16 protein-coding genes and 1 tRNA gene are annotated in these 16,667 nt (G+C 71.6%); 7 read left to right on the forward strand and 10 right to left on the reverse strand.

Annotated features, from left to right (window positions below; all coding sequences use genetic code 11):
• The first annotated feature begins 196 nt into the window (after window positions 1-196).
• Window positions 197-3,085 carry an AfsR/SARP family transcriptional regulator gene (locus tag CF165_RS31435; protein WP_158226859.1) on the forward strand — a complete coding sequence of 963 codons (2,889 nt, stop codon included), beginning with the start codon at window positions 197-199 and terminating at the stop codon, window positions 3,083-3,085.
• A 509-nt stretch (window positions 3,086-3,594) separates the two neighbouring features.
• A complete protein-coding gene (locus CF165_RS31445) occupies window positions 3,595-3,891 on the forward strand; it encodes a dTMP kinase (protein WP_338023489.1) in 297 nt (98 codons plus the stop codon).
• 155 nt (window positions 3,892-4,046) lie between these two features.
• Here the strand turns inward: CF165_RS31445 and CF165_RS31450 are convergent.
• Window positions 4,047-4,119: transfer RNA gene (locus CF165_RS31450), tRNA-Asn, on the reverse strand.
• Between the two features lie 166 nt (window positions 4,120-4,285).
• On the opposite strand from CF165_RS31450, the gene CF165_RS51815 reads away from it, so the two are divergent.
• On the forward strand, window positions 4,286-4,459 hold the full coding sequence (locus tag CF165_RS51815) for a hypothetical protein (protein ID WP_167441614.1): 174 nt from the start codon (window positions 4,286-4,288) through the stop codon (window positions 4,457-4,459).
• Here CF165_RS51815 and CF165_RS31455 read toward each other — a convergent pair.
• The 3 genes from CF165_RS31455 to dnaG are packed head-to-tail and all read right to left on the reverse strand — an operon-like array spanning window position 4,456 to window position 7,695.
• Window positions 4,456-5,217, reverse strand: coding sequence for a trans-aconitate 2-methyltransferase (locus tag CF165_RS31455; protein ID WP_093951214.1), 762 nt, complete (start codon window positions 5,215-5,217; stop codon window positions 4,456-4,458). The two genes, CF165_RS51815 and CF165_RS31455, sit on opposite strands and share 4 nt — an antisense overlap.
• Before the next feature lie 47 nt (window positions 5,218-5,264).
• A complete protein-coding gene (locus tag CF165_RS31460) occupies window positions 5,265-5,786 on the reverse strand; it encodes a hypothetical protein (RefSeq protein WP_167441615.1) in 522 nt (173 codons plus the stop codon).
• A gap of 1 nt (window position 5,787) precedes the next feature.
• On the reverse strand, window positions 5,788-7,695 hold the full coding sequence (gene dnaG, locus CF165_RS31465; RefSeq protein ID WP_439098529.1) for a DNA primase: 1,908 nt from the start codon (window positions 7,693-7,695) through the stop codon (window positions 5,788-5,790).
• Window positions 7,696-7,737: 42 nt separating this feature from the next.
• Here dnaG and CF165_RS31470 point away from each other — a divergent pair, with 42 nt between their 5' ends.
• Window positions 7,738-8,691, forward strand: coding sequence for a sigma-70 family RNA polymerase sigma factor (locus CF165_RS31470; protein ID WP_093951216.1), 954 nt, complete (start codon window positions 7,738-7,740; stop codon window positions 8,689-8,691).
• Here CF165_RS31470 and CF165_RS31475 read toward each other — a convergent pair.
• The 3 genes from CF165_RS31475 to CF165_RS31485 all read right to left on the reverse strand — a co-directional run bounded on the left by CF165_RS31475 (window position 8,663) and on the right by CF165_RS31485 (window position 11,445).
• A complete protein-coding gene (locus tag CF165_RS31475) occupies window positions 8,663-9,433 on the reverse strand; it encodes a hypothetical protein (protein ID WP_093951217.1) in 771 nt (256 codons plus the stop codon). The two genes, CF165_RS31470 and CF165_RS31475, sit on opposite strands and share 29 nt — an antisense overlap.
• A 63-nt stretch (window positions 9,434-9,496) precedes the next feature.
• Window positions 9,497-10,063, reverse strand: a complete 567-nt coding sequence (locus CF165_RS31480; RefSeq protein ID WP_093951218.1) for a carboxymuconolactone decarboxylase family protein — start codon at window positions 10,061-10,063, stop codon at window positions 9,497-9,499.
• A 23-nt stretch (window positions 10,064-10,086) separates the two neighbouring features.
• Complete coding sequence (locus CF165_RS31485) at window positions 10,087-11,445, reverse strand: MFS transporter (protein ID WP_093951219.1); 1,359 nt, start codon at window positions 11,443-11,445, stop codon at window positions 10,087-10,089.
• 24 nt (window positions 11,446-11,469) lie between these two features.
• Here CF165_RS31485 and CF165_RS31490 point away from each other — a divergent pair, with 24 nt between their 5' ends.
• The gene (locus CF165_RS31490) at window positions 11,470-11,919 is read left to right on the forward strand and encodes a MarR family winged helix-turn-helix transcriptional regulator (protein ID WP_093951220.1); all 450 of its coding nucleotides are present in this window, start codon (window positions 11,470-11,472) and stop codon (window positions 11,917-11,919) included.
• Between the two features lie 41 nt (window positions 11,920-11,960).
• Entirely contained in the window at window positions 11,961-12,311 is a 351-nt protein-coding gene (locus tag CF165_RS31495) for a VOC family protein (protein ID WP_205661020.1), read from the forward strand.
• Between the two features lie 26 nt (window positions 12,312-12,337).
• Here the strand turns inward: CF165_RS31495 and CF165_RS31500 are convergent, their stop codons facing one another.
• Entirely contained in the window at window positions 12,338-12,868 is a 531-nt protein-coding gene (locus CF165_RS31500) for a DinB family protein (RefSeq protein WP_093951221.1), read from the reverse strand.
• 49 nt (window positions 12,869-12,917) lie between these two features.
• Here CF165_RS31500 and CF165_RS31505 point away from each other — a divergent pair, with 49 nt between their 5' ends.
• Complete coding sequence (locus CF165_RS31505) at window positions 12,918-13,598, forward strand: alpha/beta fold hydrolase (RefSeq protein WP_093951222.1); 681 nt, start codon at window positions 12,918-12,920, stop codon at window positions 13,596-13,598.
• A 4-nt stretch (window positions 13,599-13,602) separates the two neighbouring features.
• Here CF165_RS31505 and CF165_RS31510 read toward each other — a convergent pair whose 3' ends face one another.
• On the reverse strand, window positions 13,603-15,414 hold the full coding sequence (locus CF165_RS31510) for a glycosyl transferase (protein ID WP_439098530.1): 1,812 nt from the start codon (window positions 15,412-15,414) through the stop codon (window positions 13,603-13,605).
• Complete coding sequence (locus tag CF165_RS31515) at window positions 15,411-16,502, reverse strand: serpin family protein (protein WP_093951223.1); 1,092 nt, start codon at window positions 16,500-16,502, stop codon at window positions 15,411-15,413. Before CF165_RS31515 ends, CF165_RS31510 begins: the two co-directional genes overlap by 4 nt.
• Window positions 16,503-16,667: the final 165 nt, after the last annotated feature.

Consider the following 16,667-nt stretch of genomic DNA (forward strand, 5'->3'; position numbering starts at 1 on the left):
CGTGATTTCCGTCGCGCCATCCGCGCCATGCCTCCCTGGCCGGCAGGGTCGCACACCCCGCTTTTCGAGCTTGACCAGGCGCGATGCGCCTGCGGGGACAGACAGTGACAACCGGATGTGTAGGCAACCTGTATTCGGCATGTACGTCGTGTTGCTTAGATTCGGCTGAAGTTGCGTGATGCCGACAAGGAGGGACATGCGGTTTCGGGTTCTCGGCCCGCTCGAGTTCCTCGACGACGGCGAGTGGCGGCGCGTCGGCGCGGCGAAGTGGCGCACCTTGCTGGCCGTGCTGCTGGCCAAGCCGGACCGTGTGGTCTCGGCCGACAGGATCGCCGTCGAACTGTGGGGTGAGCGTCCACCGAAAACGGTGGACAATCAGATCTACGGCTACGTGGCCCGACTCCGGCGGTTATTGAACGCCGATCGCGATCAGCTGTTGGTTACCCACTCACCAGGTTACCGATTGTGCGCCGGTTTCGAGGATATCGACGCCGGCCGGTTCACCGCCCTGGCCGAACAGGGCCGGGCGGCGCTGCGCGCGGGCGACGCCGGCACGGCGACGCGGCACCTGGACGCGGCGCTCGCGCTCTGGCGAGGCTCACCGTTCGAGGACGTCCCCGCCACTCCGATGGTCCAGGCCGAAGCGGACCGGCTGACCGAGGCGCGGGCGGGTGCGCTGGAGGACTGGGCCGAGGCACAGCTCGCGCTCGGCGAGCACGCCGAGGTGGTGTCGCGGCTGGCCGATTTCGTCCCGCGCCACCCGCTGCGGGAACGATTGCGTGAGCTTCAGATGCTTGCCCTCTACCGGCAGGGCAGGCAGGCCGACGCACTGGCCGGGTACCTCGAGTTGCGCACGCTCCTGGCCGAAGAGCTCGGCGTCGATCCCGGCCAGTCCATCCGGCACCGGTACGAGCAGATCGTGCGTGCCGACCCGGCGCTGACGGAGGCTGTCTCCCGGGTGGATCCGGTGCGGCAACTGCCGCCCGACATCCCCGACTTCGCCGGCCGCGCCGAAGAACTGGCGCGAGTCTCCGGCACGGTGTCCTCCGGCTCGGCGGACGGGCCGCCATCGGTCGTGGTGCTGACCGGCGCGCCGGGCGTCGGCAAGTCGAGCCTGGCGGTGCACGCCGCGCACGCCCTGGCCTCACGCTTTCCCGACGGCCAGCTCTATCTGGACCTCGCGGGAACGTCACCGCGGCCCCAGGATCCCGCTGTCCTGCTGGCCGAAATGCTCGGCGCGGTGGGCGTCCGTGGCGAGTGGATTCCGGACGACCTGCGAGCGCGAGCAGCGCTGTACCGATCGATGCTGGCCCGAAGACGCATGCTGATCGTGCTCGACGATGCGGACAGCGCCGGTCAGGTACGGCCTTTACTGCCCTCGACCGGGAGCTGCGCCGTGATCATCACCACCCGTCGGCCGATCAGCGACCTGTCCGGCACCTGGCACGTCGAACTGGATGTGTTCGAACCCGCGACGGCCCGCGAGCTCTTCACCTCCATCGTGGGCGAATCCCGGGTGGCAGCCGAACCCGAGCAGGCGGACGCGATCCTGCGGGCCTGCGGCAACCTGCCGCTGGCGATCCGCATCTCCGGCGCCAAGCTGGCCGGACGGCCGAAGTGGCCGTTGCGCGTGCTGGCCGAACGGCTGGACGACGAATCGCAGCGGCTCGACGAGTTGCGCGTCGGTGAACTCGGCGTGCGGGCCAGCTTCGAGCTGAGCCTGCGGTCCCTGCCCGCAGACGCGGTGCGGGGCTTCGCCTTGCTGGGCTTGTTCTGCGGACCGGTACCGTCCTGGGTGCTCGGCCCGCTGCTGGACCGGGCCCATGCCGACGACGTCATGGACCTCCTGCTGGATGCCAATCTGGTCCAAATCTCCGGCACCGACGAGACCGGCCAGCCCCGCTACCGGTTGCCGGGCCTTTTGCGCGACTACGCCGCGGAAACGGCGGCCACGTATCCCCTGCCGACGCGACAGGCGGCCGTAGCGCACCTGCTCGCGACATGGCTGGACCTCGCCGAACACGCGGCCGGGCACCTGCCACCCAGCCTGTTCCGGCCGACTCCCGGCACGGCACCACGGCGCCCCGGGCCCACGGACGTCCGGCGGCGGGCCGCTACCGACCCCCTGGGCTGGTTCGACGCCGAGCGTGCCACCGTGCTCGACGCGGTCGCGCTGGCCGCCGACTGGGGCCTGCACGAGGCAGCCTGGGAACTGGCAGTCGCCATGGTGCCGTACTACGACCTCAGGAGCCTGTATCAGGAGTGGCTGCGCGGCCACGAAATCGCGCTGGGCGCCGTGCGGGAAGCCGGGAACGGACGCGGCGAAGCGGTGCTGTTGAAGGATCTCGCGCAGGTACAGATCTACCGCGACCAGTTCGACAGCGCGACCCCCAACCTGCACCGGTCACTCGCGCTCTACCAGCAAGCCGGCGACCGGCGCGGCGAAGCACTCGCCACGGCGGCCCTCGCCACGATCGAGCGCGTGCACGGCCGTTACGAGCATGCCCTCGACCAGGCGATCAGGGCACTGGATCTGGTGATCGCCACCGGCGACCAGCACATCGAGGCCCAGTTGCGCAACGGCGTCGCGGGAATTCACCTGGCACAGGGCCGGACCGCCGATGCCCGGGCCTGGTTCGACGAAGCGCTGGCGCTGTCGCGCAAGCTGGGCGATGTTCACCGGGAAGCCGTTGTGCTCCGGGAGATGAGCCTGCTGCATGAGGATTCCGACGAAGCACTGGAATGCCTGCAGACGGCCCATGACATATTCGACGACCTACACGACGAACGATGCGTTGCGTACACCTTGTTGCGCATGGGCCGGGTGCACGCGGGGCGCCGGGACAGCGCGCGAACGGCCGAGGTACTGACCCGCGCGGCCAAGGTGTTCGAGCGCGACGGGGATCGGCTGGGCGAAGCCAGCTGCTGGCAACTGCTCGGCGAACTGGACATCGGGTACGCGGACCCGGTGGCAGCGCGGACGCACTTGAGCCGGGCACTTCAACTGTGGCAGACATTCGGCAAACACGAGCCCGCCGTCGCGGTCGCGGCCCAGCTCCAGCAGCTCCAGATCGGTCGAAGCTGACCCCGGCACGTGCGACAGCTCGTCACCACGGCGTTGCCGACGTCGAGCAACCTGCACACGCGCCCGAACGGCGTCCGTCATTCGATAGACGGCAACGACCTTCCGACCGACCGGCTCTACGGCCATCCGGGTGGATTCCCGATACTCGGCCGGCGTGCACGTCAACGTCTCGCTCGATGGATTCGCCGCCGACTCGCACGGCCTATTCCGCGGTAACCGTGCCTCGTTCGACGTGACCGTGGCGACCGTGCTGATCGCCCCGTTCGACGGCCCCGACCTCGACGTCGCCCACATCCGCTTCCCCAACACCGACCGCAAACCCCTCGCCGGCTGCGAGGCCGGAACGATCATCTACGTCTTCACCCCGGGCGAGGTCACCGTCTGCCCGTACCTCGTCTTCGCCGCCCGCCTCGACGCCTACCGCTTCCACGACCGGTTCCAGGTCGGCGCGAACCCGAGCTGTGCCCCGTCACCGCCGACGGGCACCGGCTTCTGCCGCTGGACGTCGCATGACCACGCGGCTCCCCGGCACCCTGGTCACCTTCGAGGGGCCTGGCGGCGTCGGCAAGACCACGATCACCGAGTTGGTCGCCGGTCTGCTCGACGCCGACGGCGTTCCCGTGCATGCCACCACCCAGCCATCCCGCACTCCCCTGGGCGAGCTGGCCCGGCACGGCACCTACCGCGATATGGCTTTCGCCTGCCTCTGCGCCGCCGACCGGCACCACCAACTCGCCACCGAATCCTCCCCGCCCTGGCCCAGGGCAAGGTCGTGCTCTGCGACCGCTACGTCGTATCGTCACTAGTCCTCCAGGGACTCGACGACATCGGAGCCGGCCAACGCGTCACTGGACAGCGGAGACAGCCGGTCAGGCCGCCGTTTGGACGACCGTCAAGATAGACACTAAATCGCCCCTACTCAGGGGTAGCAAAAAAGCCCAGGTCTGCGACCTGGGCTTTGCTCCCCCGCTTGGACTCGAACCAAGAACCCTCCGGTTAACAGCCGAATGCTCTGCCAGTTGAGCTACAGGGGAATGTTGCTCACTTCCGGTGCCGGTCTCCGACCGACGAGAAGAACTTTAACCCATGCCCCCAAAGACCTTCGCACCACCCCCCACTTAGCCCAGTGCGCCCCCATCGGCGCCGGTTTCCTGGACAATGGACAGTCGGACGACCTAACGACGGAAGGCGTGGACGCGGATGAAGAAGTTCCTGCTGGGGGCAGGCCTGGGGTACGTGCTGGGCGCCAAGGCAGGCCGGGGGCGGTACGAGCAGCTCGTGCGCACCTACCGCCGGGTCGTCGACCACCCCATGGTCCAGGGTGCCGCCGGGGTGGCGCGCGCCAAGATCAGTGAGAAGGTTCGGCGGCGTTAGACCTGGGCCACGAAGAACACCCGGCGGAACTCGAACCACGTGATCCCGTCGGGGCGGGCCGGGTAGGCCGCGTCGAGGCGGGGGGCCAGCTCGGCGCGGAACCGCTCCCACTCGGCGTCGGAAAGGGCCGCTCGGACCGGGCGCAACGCCGTTCCGGTGATCCACTCCAGCACCGGCCGGGGGCCGTGCAACGGCTGCACGTACGTCGTCTCCCAGGCGTCGACGCCGCAGCCCGCGTCGGCCAGGAGGTTCGCGTACTCGAGCGGGCTCGACACCGCGTCGTCTTCGCGCAGTATCACCTCGGCCAGCCGGGACGACCAGGCCGGGGACGCCGCCAGTTCGCGCGTCAGCACGTGCGAAGGCGCGTTGAAATTGCCCGGCACCTGCACCGCCAGATAAGCACCCGAGGGCAGCGAAGAAGCCCAGCGGCGAAGGAGCGAGCCGTGGTCCGGGACCCACTGCAGGACCGCGTTCGAGACCACCACGTCGGTGTCCGGGGCCGGCGTCCAGTCGCGGACGTCGAGCAGCGTGGCGTCGAGACCGCGGGAGCGTGCGGCCGCCACCATTTCGGGTGAACTGTCGCCGCACTCCAAGACCGCCGAGGGCCAGCGTTCCCGGAGCGAAACGGTCAGGTTGCCCGGGCCGCAGCCGAGGTCCACCACGCGCCGGGGCTCGGCGGCCCCGACGCGCGCGACCAGGTCGTGGAACGGCCGGGCCCGCAGGTCGGCGTAGTCGAGGTACTTCGCGGGATCCCACATGGCCGCCTCCGAATAACAGTACGCCTGTACTGAGTACGAGCGTACTGCTACTCGGCGGGGTTGGCCAGCTTCGCGGATACCTGCTCGGCGATGGCCTCGACCAGGGCGACGTCGGTGCCCGGGTCCGGCCGGACCTGCAGGACGCTGCCGTCGCGGCCGGGCACCTTGCGCTGGACGAACCAGGCTCCCCCCGACCCGATCTCCTGGCGGTGCCGCGACCGGATCGAGCCCTCGACGCGCTGGTAGGCCTCGCGCGGCACCTTGCCCGGCGCGGCCAGCCGGAAGCGGACCGGCGGCAGGTCGGCCAGCACGACGGCCGAACCCGCGGTACCCACCTCCGCCGACTCCGTCAGCGTGAACACGCCGTCCGCCCAGGCCGCCTTGCCGATGAGGTGCCAGCCGACGCGCCGAGCTCCCTCATCGGAAGGGATCCACAACCCCAGCTGCGTCACGACCAGGTACCCGCCACCTTCGACCGGGGCGCTGTCGACGACGTCTTCCCCGGGCGAAAGCGCACCGGAGAAGTCTTCGGGCGTGCGGTCGCCGAGCAACCGGCGCAGAAAACTCATCTCAGCCCCACGCGCCTGCGGCCGCCTGCTCGCCCAGCGACTTCTTGTACTGCTCCAGCGCGACGAGGTCACCGAACAGCGCGCGGTAGTCGTCCGGCGCTTCGACCGGCGACAGCCGCTGCAGCTTCCCCTTGATCTCCGCGATCTGCCGCCCGACGAGGTTCTCCTGCAGCCGGGCGAGGATCGACGAGATGTACCGGGAGTCGACCTCGTCCTTGGCCTGCAACGGTTCCACGGCCAGCTCCGAGAGCACCCGCCGGACCGTCCCTTCCGGACAGTGCGGGGCGGCCGCGTCCAGCAGCGCCGAGCCGGTCAGTCCCGAACCCGCGCCGCCCGCCTTGAGCACGGCTTCGTGCACCGCGACGTACACCGGGTGCGTGAACGCCTCCAGCGGCAGCGCGTCGTACTCCGGCCCGGCGATCGCGGGCTGCTGCAGCGCGGCCTTCAGCGCCTCGCGCTGGACGGCGAACCGCGGGTCCTTGGGCGCCGGGCGGGCGACGTCGGCCTCCGGGGCCGCCGTCGCGGGGGCGCCGACACGGGCCGGCTGCTTGAGCGGCGCGCCGCCCCGCCGGTCGGTCGCGCCCGCGCTGCCGCGGACGCGGTTGACGACCTGCGCGACGTCCTGCCAGCCCACCCACCAGGCGAGTTTCGACGCGTAGCCGTCGCGGGCCGCGCGGTCCTTGATCGACGCCACCATCGGCACGGTCTTCTGCAGCGCCGCGACCTGGCCGTCGACCGAGTCGAGGTCGTAGTTCTTGAGCGTGCTCCGGATGACGAACTCGAACAGCGGGGTCCGCCGCGCGACCAGGTCCTTCACCGCGCTGTCGCCCTTGGCCAGGCGCAGCTCGCACGGGTCCATGCCGTCCGGCGCGACCGCGATGTAGGTCTGCCCCGCGAACGTCTGGTCGCCCTCGAACGCCTTCAAGGCGGCCTTCTGGCCCGCTTCGTCGCCGTCGAAGGTGAAGATGACTTCGCCGCGGAACGCGTCGTCGTCCATCATCAGCCGGCGAAGCACCTTCATGTGGTCTTCGCCGAACGCCGTGCCCGACGACGCGACCGCCGTCGGCACGCCCGCCGCGTGCATCGCCATCACGTCGGTGTAGCCCTCGACCACGACCACCTGGTGCCGCTTCGCGATCTCGCGCTTGGCCAGGTCGAGACCGAACATGACCTGGGACTTCTTGTAGATCGGCGACTCGGCGGTGTTGAGGTACTTCGCCGAGATCCGGTCGTCGTCGAACAGCCGCCGCGCGCCGAAGCCGACGACCTCGTTGCCGACGTCGCGGATCGGCCAGACCAGGCGCCGGTGGAACCGGTCCATCGGGCCGCGCTGGCCCTCCTTGGACAGCCCCGCCGTCAGCAGCTCCTTGACCTCGAAGCCGCGGTTGAGCAGGTGCTTCGTCAGCTTGTCCCAGCCGCCGGGTGCGTACCCGCAGCCGAACGTCTTCGCCGCGGCGGCGTCGAACCCGCGCTCGGACAGGAAGTCCCGCGCCGGGCGCGCCTCGTCGGTGACCAACTGCTCGGCGTAGAACTCCTGGGCGGCGCGGTGGGCCTCGATCAGCCGGCTGCGGCTGCCGCGGTCGCGCTGGATCGTCGCGCCGCCGCCCTCGTAGGTGAGCCGGATGCCGACCCGGTCGGCCAGCCGCTCGACGGCTTCCACGAAGGTGATCAGATCGATCTTCTGGACGAACTTGATCACGTCGCCGCCCTCGCCACAGCCGAAGCAGTGGAAGGTGCCGTGCGCCGGGCGGACGTTGAACGACGGGGTCTTCTCGTTGTGGAACGGGCAGAGGCCCTTCAGGCTGCCCCCACCGGCGCGGCGCAGTGCCACGTACTCCCCGACGACCTCGTCGATCCGGTTCCGCTCGCGCACCTCCGCGATGTCGCTCTCCCGAATCCGTCCTGCCACGGTTACCACAATAGATTGCACCTCATCCGGCACACTGGGCGCATGGCCTCCACGCCCACCGCCCAGGACACGCTCGCCGCGGAGTTCGCCGCGCACCGCAGTCACCTGATCGGCGTCGCCTACCGGCTGACCGGCACGCGCGCCGACGCCGAGGACGCCGTCCAGGAGTCCTGGCTGCGGCTGGCCGGGCTGGACGACGCCGGCCGCGCGGCGATCCGCGACCTGCGGGGCTGGCTCACCACGGTCGTCGGCCGGATCTGCCTCGACCGGCTGAAGTCGGCCGCCGCGCAGCGCGAGCGCTACGTCGGCAACTGGCTGCCCGAGCCGGTCGTCACGCCGTTCGGGCGGCCGGTCAGCGAGGACCCCCTGGATGTCGCGGTGCGCGACGACGGGCTGCGGATGGCCGCGCTCGTCGTGCTCGACAAGCTGACCCCGGAACAGCGGGTGGCGTTCGTGCTGCACGACGCCTTCTCGGTGCCCTTCGCCGAGATCGCCGACGCGCTCGGCGTCTCGGTCGAGGCCGCCCGCCAGCACGCGTCGCGGGGGCGCAAGGCGCTCGCCGACGCCGACCCGGCACCGCGCGTGCCGCTGGACGACCAGGCGAAGATCCTCGAGAAGTTCGTCGTCGCGCTGCAGCAGGGCGACGTCCGGGCGATGACCGAGCTGCTGGCCCCGGACGTCGTGCTCATCGGCGACTCGAACGGCAAGGGCCGCACCGCGCGCCAGCTCATCGTCGGCCCGGACAAGATCGCCCGGTTCTTCGTCGGCCTCACGCGCAAGTACGCGCCGGGGATGGCCGAACGCGGCGTCCCGGTGCTGGTCAACGGCGACCTGGGGATGTACCTCCCGCCGATGCCGGGCCGCGACGGCTTCCTCGCCCTCGACGAGCACGTGCAGTCGGTCACCATCCGCGACGGCAAGATCGTGGCGATCTACGACGTCGTCAACCCCGACAAGCTGACGCGGATCACGCGTCCCGGACCCGGGCAGCCGTGATCCCGGCGGCCAGGGCCAGCACGGCGAAGGTCGCGAAGTAAGCCAGCGCCCAAGCCGGGCTCAACGACGAGTCGGACAGCACGTTCGCGTTGCCGCCGTCGCGGCCCGCGTTCGCCTCGCCGGTGCCGCTGAGGAACTTGGCGACGACGTTCAGGGGCAGCCAGCGGTGGATCGCCGGGCCCGCGTCCGGGATCAGCTGCACGGCGTTCTCGAACGCCAGCGGGTATAGCACGAGCAAGGCGACTGTCCCCGCGGTGTGGCGCACGAGCAGGCCCACTCCCACCGCGGCGACGGCGGCCAGTGCGAACAGGACACCGGTCCCCGCGACGATCGTCCAGTCGGCGAGGCTGTCGAGCGCCAGGTCGGCGTCCGGCGCGAGGACCCGCGCCACCAGCCAGGCCGCGAACGCCGCGGCTTCGCCGAGCAGGAAGGCGTACCCGGCGACGACCGCGGCCTTCGCGACCAGCGCGGGCGTCCGGCCCGGCACGGCCTGGAAAGTGCCGTGGATCGTGCCGGAGCGGTACTCGTTCGTCACCGCGAGCCCCGCGAGCACCAGCACGGCGACCAAGCCGAACGGGGAGCCGAACTGGGTGCTCGCGACCGTCGGCGGCAGTCGTGACTCGGTGGCCGTGAGGGCGGTGAGCGCGGCCGGGACGGCGAGCGCGAGCAGCGCGAAGGCGCCGCACACCCAGGGCGTGGCGATGCTGAAGAGCTTGATCCGTTCACTGGCGGCGAGGTGCATACCCGGAACGGTCCCGCGACGACCCCCGGTGGCGCGTCCCACCGGGGTCGGGTTCGCGGGGTCCTACGGGAGCGGGACGCGGCAGGCGTCGCCGGAGGTGAAGCCCTGGTCGACGATGCCGAGCGCGCTGTTCATCCGGGCGCGGGAGTTCTCCAGCGCGATCTGGTAGGTCAGCTCGACGACGCCGTCGCGGCCGAACTCGCGCTCGAGCTCGGCGACCTGCTCGTCGGTCACCGTGACCCGGTCGGCGGACATCGCGTCGGCGTAGGCGATCGCGAGCCGCTCCTGGCGGGTGAACGCGGGCGAGGTCGCGTAGTCGTCGATCTTCTTCAGCCGCTCGATGTCCAGGCCGTCGTGTTTCTGCAGCATGGTGCCGAAGTCGACGCACCAGGAGCAGCCGATCCGCGTCGCGACCCGGTAGACGGCGAGCTCCCGGACGTTCGGCGGCAGCTTCTTCGACGCGCGTTCCACCATCAGCTCGTGCACGGTGCTCGCCCGCAGCAGGCCGGCGTGGTGCGCGGCGATCGCCATCGGCTCGGGCACCGCGCCGTACCGGCGGCCGGCGATCCGGTAGGCCAGCTTGAGGAACAGCCCGGCTTCGGACGTCTTCTTGGCGGGGATGCGAGGCATCTGCGTTCTCCTTCGTCTCGGTCCTACGGGCTGGACGAGACGGCTTCCGAAGACGTGACACGGGGCGCGGCGAGCCAGGCCACGAGCATGACCGCGGCCGCGGCGCCGAACACGACGGTGAGGCCGGCGGCCCCCAAGCCGCCGGTCGCCGCCAGCGCGAGCCAGCCGAACACCGCGGCTCCCGCCAGCCCGCCCGCCTGCCGGGCGAAGGCGAGCGACCCCAGGGTGACGCCCATCAGGGCGCGGTCCGCCCGCGTCTGGCCCAGGACGGTGTAGGCGGACGTGCAGACCGCGAACGCGGCCCCGATCGCGCCCAGCCCCGGGGCGAGGAGCCAGGGCCGGCCGCCCAGCGCCGCCGCGACGGCGACCGCGGCGAGCCCGGCCGTGCCGAGCAGGCAGCCGAGGCGCCCCCACGCCGTCATCTCAGGGTGTCGGCGGGCCAGCGCGGCGAAGGACGCGGACAGCGCGAGCTGCCCAGCGGTCATCGCTACGAGCAGCAGCCCGGTTCCGGCCGCGTCCGTACGCAGGGCGGCGACCAGCGCGACGTAGGTGAACGTGCCGTAGAGCGCGGCGCCCGCCAGGCCGTTGACGACGACCGCGCGCGCCAGGACGGCGTCGGCGAAAACTTTCGGCGAGATCAGCGGGCTCGGCGTCCGGCGCTGCCGCCGGACGAACAGGAACCCCGCCGCCGCGGCCACTCCGGCCAGGACCGGCGTCCACAGTGGACTACGGGCGAGGGCGTCGACGGTACCGAGCGCGACGACCGCGGTGCCCGCGACGGCGAGCAGCACGCTGCCCGGCACGTCGAAGAGTTCCCGGTCCCGGCGCGGTTTCGCGGGCAGCCCGCGCAGGCCGAGCAGCAGCGCGGGCACGCACAGGGGCAGGTTGACGAGGAAGATCCACCGCCAGCCGGGGCCCGCGGCCAGCACTCCGCCCAGCGGGGGCCCGCCGAGGGTGGCCGCCGCGAACACCGCCGTCTGCCACCCCTGGCGGCGCAGCAGCTCGTCGCGGTCGAACAGCTCGCCGAGTGCGCTCATCGCCGTGACGACCAGGCCGCTCCCGCCCAGTCCCTGCAGGGCGCGGGCGGCGATCAGCGAGCCGACGCCGGGCGCGGCGGCGCACCACGCCGAGGCCGCGGCGAACACGAGGACCGACCCGGCGAAGGACACTCGGCGGCCGTACAGGTCGCCGAGGCGGCCGTGCAGCGGCGTCGCGACGGTGAGGGTCAGCAGGCCGGCCGCGGTCACCGCGACCAGCCCGGTCCGGGCGTGCAGGTCGGCGCCGATCGAGGGCAGGGCCGCGGTGACGATCAGGCCGTCGAGCTGGGCCATGGCCATGCCGAGCAGGAGACCGGCGAACGCGAGGTTCCGAGATGCGTGCATAAAGCACACGTTATAACGTGTCTTATGCACACATCAAGCGCCGGTGGGCCCGCGCTGTTCCGCCTGGTCCGGCACTGGGCGCGCCAGTGGGCACCGGACGTCGTCGAGCGGTTCGCCGCCGGCGCCCCGCCGTCGTGGACGGTGCCCAACCTCTTCGTCATCCAGGCGATCGACGGCGCGGCGGGTGACGAGGTCACGGTCGCGGACGTGGCGCGCCAGCTGGGCATCGACCGCTCGGTCGCCAGCCGGATGGTCGGCGAAGCGGCGCGAGAAGGCTTCGTGGTGCGCTCGACGTCGACGCGCGACGCCCGGCGCGCGGTGCTGACCCTCACCGACGCCGCGAAGGCGTTCCTCGCGGCGTCGCAGGCCCACCAGCGTCAGGCGTTCGACGCTCTGGTGGGCCACTGGCCCCAGGAGGACCGCGAGCGGTTCGCGGGCTACCTGAGCCGGCTCGCGGACGAGGTCCTCGGCTGACCCGACTTGTGCTCCCGGGCGGAACCGGCTTGGCTGCGGGGATGAACCCGGGTTTCCCGACGGTGATCCCGCGGATGGTGGTGAGCGACCTCGTCGCCGCCGTCGCGTTCCTGCGCACGGTGTTCGGCGCGGCCGGCGAGGCCGAAGCCGGGCGGCCCGCCGAGCTCCGCATCGGCGACTCGCTCGTCATGGTGTCGGCCGAAGGCGAGCGCGAGCTCTTCCCCGCGTTCCTCTACGTCTACGTCCCCGACGCGGACGCGACGTACCGCCGCGCCGTCGACTGCGGCGCGACGAGCCTCGAGGAACCGGTGGACACGCCCTACGGCGACCGGCGCGCGATGGTCCGCGACCCGTTCGGCAACGTCTTCCAGATCGCGCACCGCCGCGCTTGACGCGGGTTTGTGCGGCTGCGCCGGGGCTATTCCCCCGTGCGGCCGTCGATCGACTCGCGGAGCAGGTCGGCGTGGCCGTTGTGCCGGGAGTACTCCTCGACCATGTGGACGAGGATCCAGCGCAGGCTCGGCCGGGTGCCGTCCAGCCGGGCGCGGCGGGCCGGCCGCGAGAGATCCGGCGCCTGGCCGACCAGCGCGCGCGAGCGGGCGACGGTCTCCTCCCACAGCCCGAAGAGCTGCTCCGGCGTGTCGTCCGCGGCGGATTCCCAGTCCCAGTCGGGCGTCGCCGTCCAGTCGACCGCGTCGAACGGCGCGGCGCGCTCGTGGCCGGACAGCACGTAGGAGAACCAGTAGTCCTCCACGTAGGCCAGGTGCTTGAGCAGCCCGCCGAGCGTCAACGCCGACGGCGCGTGCGTCGCGCGCAGGCCCGCCGCGTCCAGCCCGGCGCACTTCCAGGCCAGGGTCGCGCGGTGGAAGTCGAGGAAGCCGAGCAGGGTCGCGGTCTCGTCACCGTCGAGGGGCGGTTCGGGCCGCCCCTGGTCGTCCACAGAGGTCACGGCCGCCGACTGTACCGAAAATGTCGGTGTCCTCGGCTAGGTTCCGATCATGGCTGAATTCGTACTGGTGGCAGGCGCTTGGCTCGGCGGGTGGGCGTGGGACGAGGTGGTCCCGCGGTTGCGCGCGGCCGGCCACGGCGCCCACCCCGTGACACTTTCCGGCCTCGCCGAACGCCGTGGCGTGCCGGCCGGGCAGGAGACGCACGTGCAGGACATCGTGGACGTCGTCGAGCGCGGCGACCTGCGTGAGGTCGTGGTGGTGGGGCACAGCTACTCGGGCATCCCGGCCGGGCAGGCGGCCGAGCGGATCGGCGGCAGGCTGAAGCGGGCGGTGTTCGTGGACTCGAACGTGCCCGCCGACGGCGAGGCGTTCACCTCGCGCTGGCCGGAAGACCGGGTCGCCGCCCTCACGGCGAGCGGCTTCTGGCCGCCGTTGACGGCGGAAGACTATGCGGGGCAAGGGCTCACGGAGGAGCAGATCGCCCGGATCGTCGGAGGCTCGACCCCGCACCCGGCGGCGTCGCTGACCGAACCGGCGGTGCTGGCCCGCCCGCTGGGCGAACTCCCCGCGACCTACCTGAAGTGCCTCCTCGACGGCGACGAACCGAGCCCCGACGTCGCCGAGCTGCTCACCGGCGAAAGCTGGGAGCTGGTCGAGCTGGACACCGGGCACTGGCCGATGTTCTCGCAGCCGGCCGAGCTGGCCCGCATCCTCCTGGAGGCCGCCTGAGCGATCACGCCGTCAGCGGGCGGACGTCCCAGATCCACACCCCGCCGACGAACTCCGCCGGCTTCCGCAGCAAAAGCTCCACAGTGGACTTCAGGGCTTCCTGGTTCTGCCGCGGCCCGACCACCAGCACGTCCGCGTTCCAGTACCGCAGGTCCGCGAGCGCCTGGGTGCGGTCCGCCTCGGTGACCTCCGCCGCCTGGCCGGTCCGTTCCACCTCCGCGAACAGGTCCGACGTCGGCCGCGGCACCGCGCCGTACCGGCCGCGGCGGTCGTCCGGCGAGGTCGGGCCGACGAAGTAGCCCTCCGGCATCGGGTAGCCGAGGCCCGCGTCGACCTGCCAGTGCAGCGGCTCGGCCTCCCCGGTGCTCGGCAGCGGGACCGGGACGAGCGAACCGCCGGGGGCGACGTACTGGTGCCAGATCCCGTCGGCGAAGAAGGGCGGCGAGAGCGGGCGCTGGTGCGTCACCAGTTCCGTCGGCGCGATCGGGAGCAGCACCGCCACCACCGCGCCGATCCAGATCATCCGCAGCGGGAACGGCGGCTTGCCGTCCAGTGGCTCCGGCTCGGCGGCCGCCGCCGTCCAGACGCGGTGCGTCGCGATCGCCAGGAGCGCGCCGACCACCGGGATGCAGCCCATCGCGAGCCGGGATTCGAGCAGCGAGTCCAGCAGCGGCAGCTGGCCCAGCCACTTCCACAGGCCGGGGATGCCGGTGTCGTCGTGCGCCACGGTGATCTCGACGCCGAGCGAAAGCACGGCCATCACGTACATCGTGATCGCGAGCGCCCGCGACACGACGTCGCGCCACAGCCAGATCGTGAGAACCACCATGAGCACGATCAGCGGCCAGCCGAAGAACGCGTTCTCCTCGGTGCGGTTCATCGACACGTCCGCGGCCGCCTCCGGCGAGCCGGCGATCGACTGCGTCGCGAAGCGCGTGAATGCCGCCGTGTCGTTGCCCGCCGGGCCGTGCAGGAGCGAGTGGAAGCTCTGCGGGCCGAAGAACTGCCAGTACAACGGGAACCCGGCGATCAGCAGCGCGACGACCGCGCCGACGCCGACCCCCTTGGCCAGCGGCGCCAGCATGCCGCGGATTTCGCCGCGGTGCGGGATGAGGTAGGCGACCGCGAACACGACGAAGGTGAGCGCGAAGATCATCAGGGGCTCTTCGCCCAGCAGGATCTGCCACGCGACGAGCAGGCCGAGCACGACGCCGTCGCGCACCGGGCGTTCGCCGCGGGAGATCTGGATGGTCTTGAGCGCGATGAACGGCAGCACGAACAGCACGACGAAGTTCGGGTGCGCGTTGCCGTGCGAGATCATCGGCGGGGCGAACCCGCAGAACGCGCCGCCGATGGCGGCCGCCGTCCGGTTGGGCACCAGGTGGCGCGAGAACACCCAGTACCAGCCGATCGCGGTGCCGGCGAGGCCGGCGGTGAGCACGATCGCCCAGGTCAGCGTCGCGCCGAAGGTCAGCGTGATCGGGGCGAGGGGGATGTTGAGGCCGAACATCGCCGCGTTGGCCGCCATGTTCACGCCGAGCGGGTAGTTCTGCAGGTCCGTGGTGAACGGGTTCTGGAAGTGCAGGACGGACTTCGCGACGACCGTCGAGTACCACTCCCACTGGCTCTGGTCGGACGCGCCGTTCCAGAGGTAGCCGCGCTTGAGGTCGAACCAGAGCCCGTTGTAGAGCAGGATCGTGAAGAGCAGGTAACCGCCGGCGATCGCGGAGTCCTGCCACGCCCAGCGTTTCGGGCCTTCGGGGGGTTCGGGTGCGGGTGGCACGAGTTCGGGAACGGCTTCGGACTTCAAGCTCACGGTTCGACCACCCTGGCGAGGAAGTAGAGCGCTCCGGTGCCGGCGTGCCGGACCAGCAGCAGGAACGGCCGGTCCACGGTGACGGCGACCGGTTCGTCGATGATCATCGAGGTGAGGCGCATGGTCACCGCGGTGGCCGCGGCTCCCTCGAAGCCTTGTTCGTCGACGCGCAGCACGGCCTGGTGCAGCACCTCGGACACGGTCAGCCGCGGATCCGGCGAGAGCCCGCTCAGATCGGCGTCGTCGGTGAACATCGTGCGCACGCCGAGGCCGCGCAGCACGCCGGTCAGCGAGCTGGGCACGTCGAGCGAAACTTTCGGGAGCGCGAGCTCCACGGGCTTGGAGCGGATTCCGCCGAGCAGGCTCGTCAGCGCCGCCTGGTCGAGAGCCGCCTCGGCTTCGGCGAGGTCGCCGTCGGGCAGCAGCACCAGCGTCTGCAGGCCACCGGCCGCGACCAGCTGCACCGCCTGCCAGCCGCCGTCGTGCGCGTAGCCGACGCTTTCGCTGAGCCACATGGTCGGCACGTCGCGGGTGCCGGACGGCGCGTGGAACGGCGCGTCCGAGGTGTTGGCCTCCCGGAACGGCAGCTTCCACGCGGCTTTCAGGTAGAGCGCGTTGACCAGCACGGCAGCGACGGCTTCGTCGATCGAGCCGGGCGGCAGCAGCCGCGGGATCAGCCCGCGCGTGGTGCGGCCGACGTCGTCGTTGATCAGGGCGCGGGCCGCTTCGGGCTCGTCGTGGAACGGCGCGCTCGCGATGGCCGCTCCCGGCCACCCGGCCAGCTCCGCCTTGAAGGAGTCCTCGAGCGGGAGCCGGTCGTCCGCCCACAGCGTGTTGGCGACGGCCAGCTCGGGCTGTTCCCCGCGGACCTCTTCCGCCGGCCGGGCGGCGTCCCGGAGCAGGGTGGTCTGCTCGTCCGGGTCACCGAGCAGCGCGACCAGCTCCTCGCGGGTCCGGCCCCGGGCGGCCCGCGCGGCCAGGGTCAGCGCACTGGCCACCGAATACGGCGAGAAACAGCTGTTCCCGCCCTCGGCACCGAGGGCTGCGTGGACGGCGAGGGCGAACCGGAGGTGGCTGTCCGTGGCCATGCGGGCGAGAGTACCGGACCGGTCGACCCCCTCGGCCGCCCACGCGACTCCCCCGCACGGCCACCACGACCGAAACCCGTGCGAAAAGAGGCATCACCCGTGCTGGAAAGGTCAACTCGCGTGATTGAGGAGTCGACTCGCGTGATTGAAGGGTCGACACGGCAG

This window comes from Amycolatopsis vastitatis, assembly GCF_002234595.1.
In the GTDB taxonomy this organism is placed as follows: domain Bacteria; phylum Actinomycetota; class Actinomycetes; order Mycobacteriales; family Pseudonocardiaceae; genus Amycolatopsis; species Amycolatopsis vastitatis.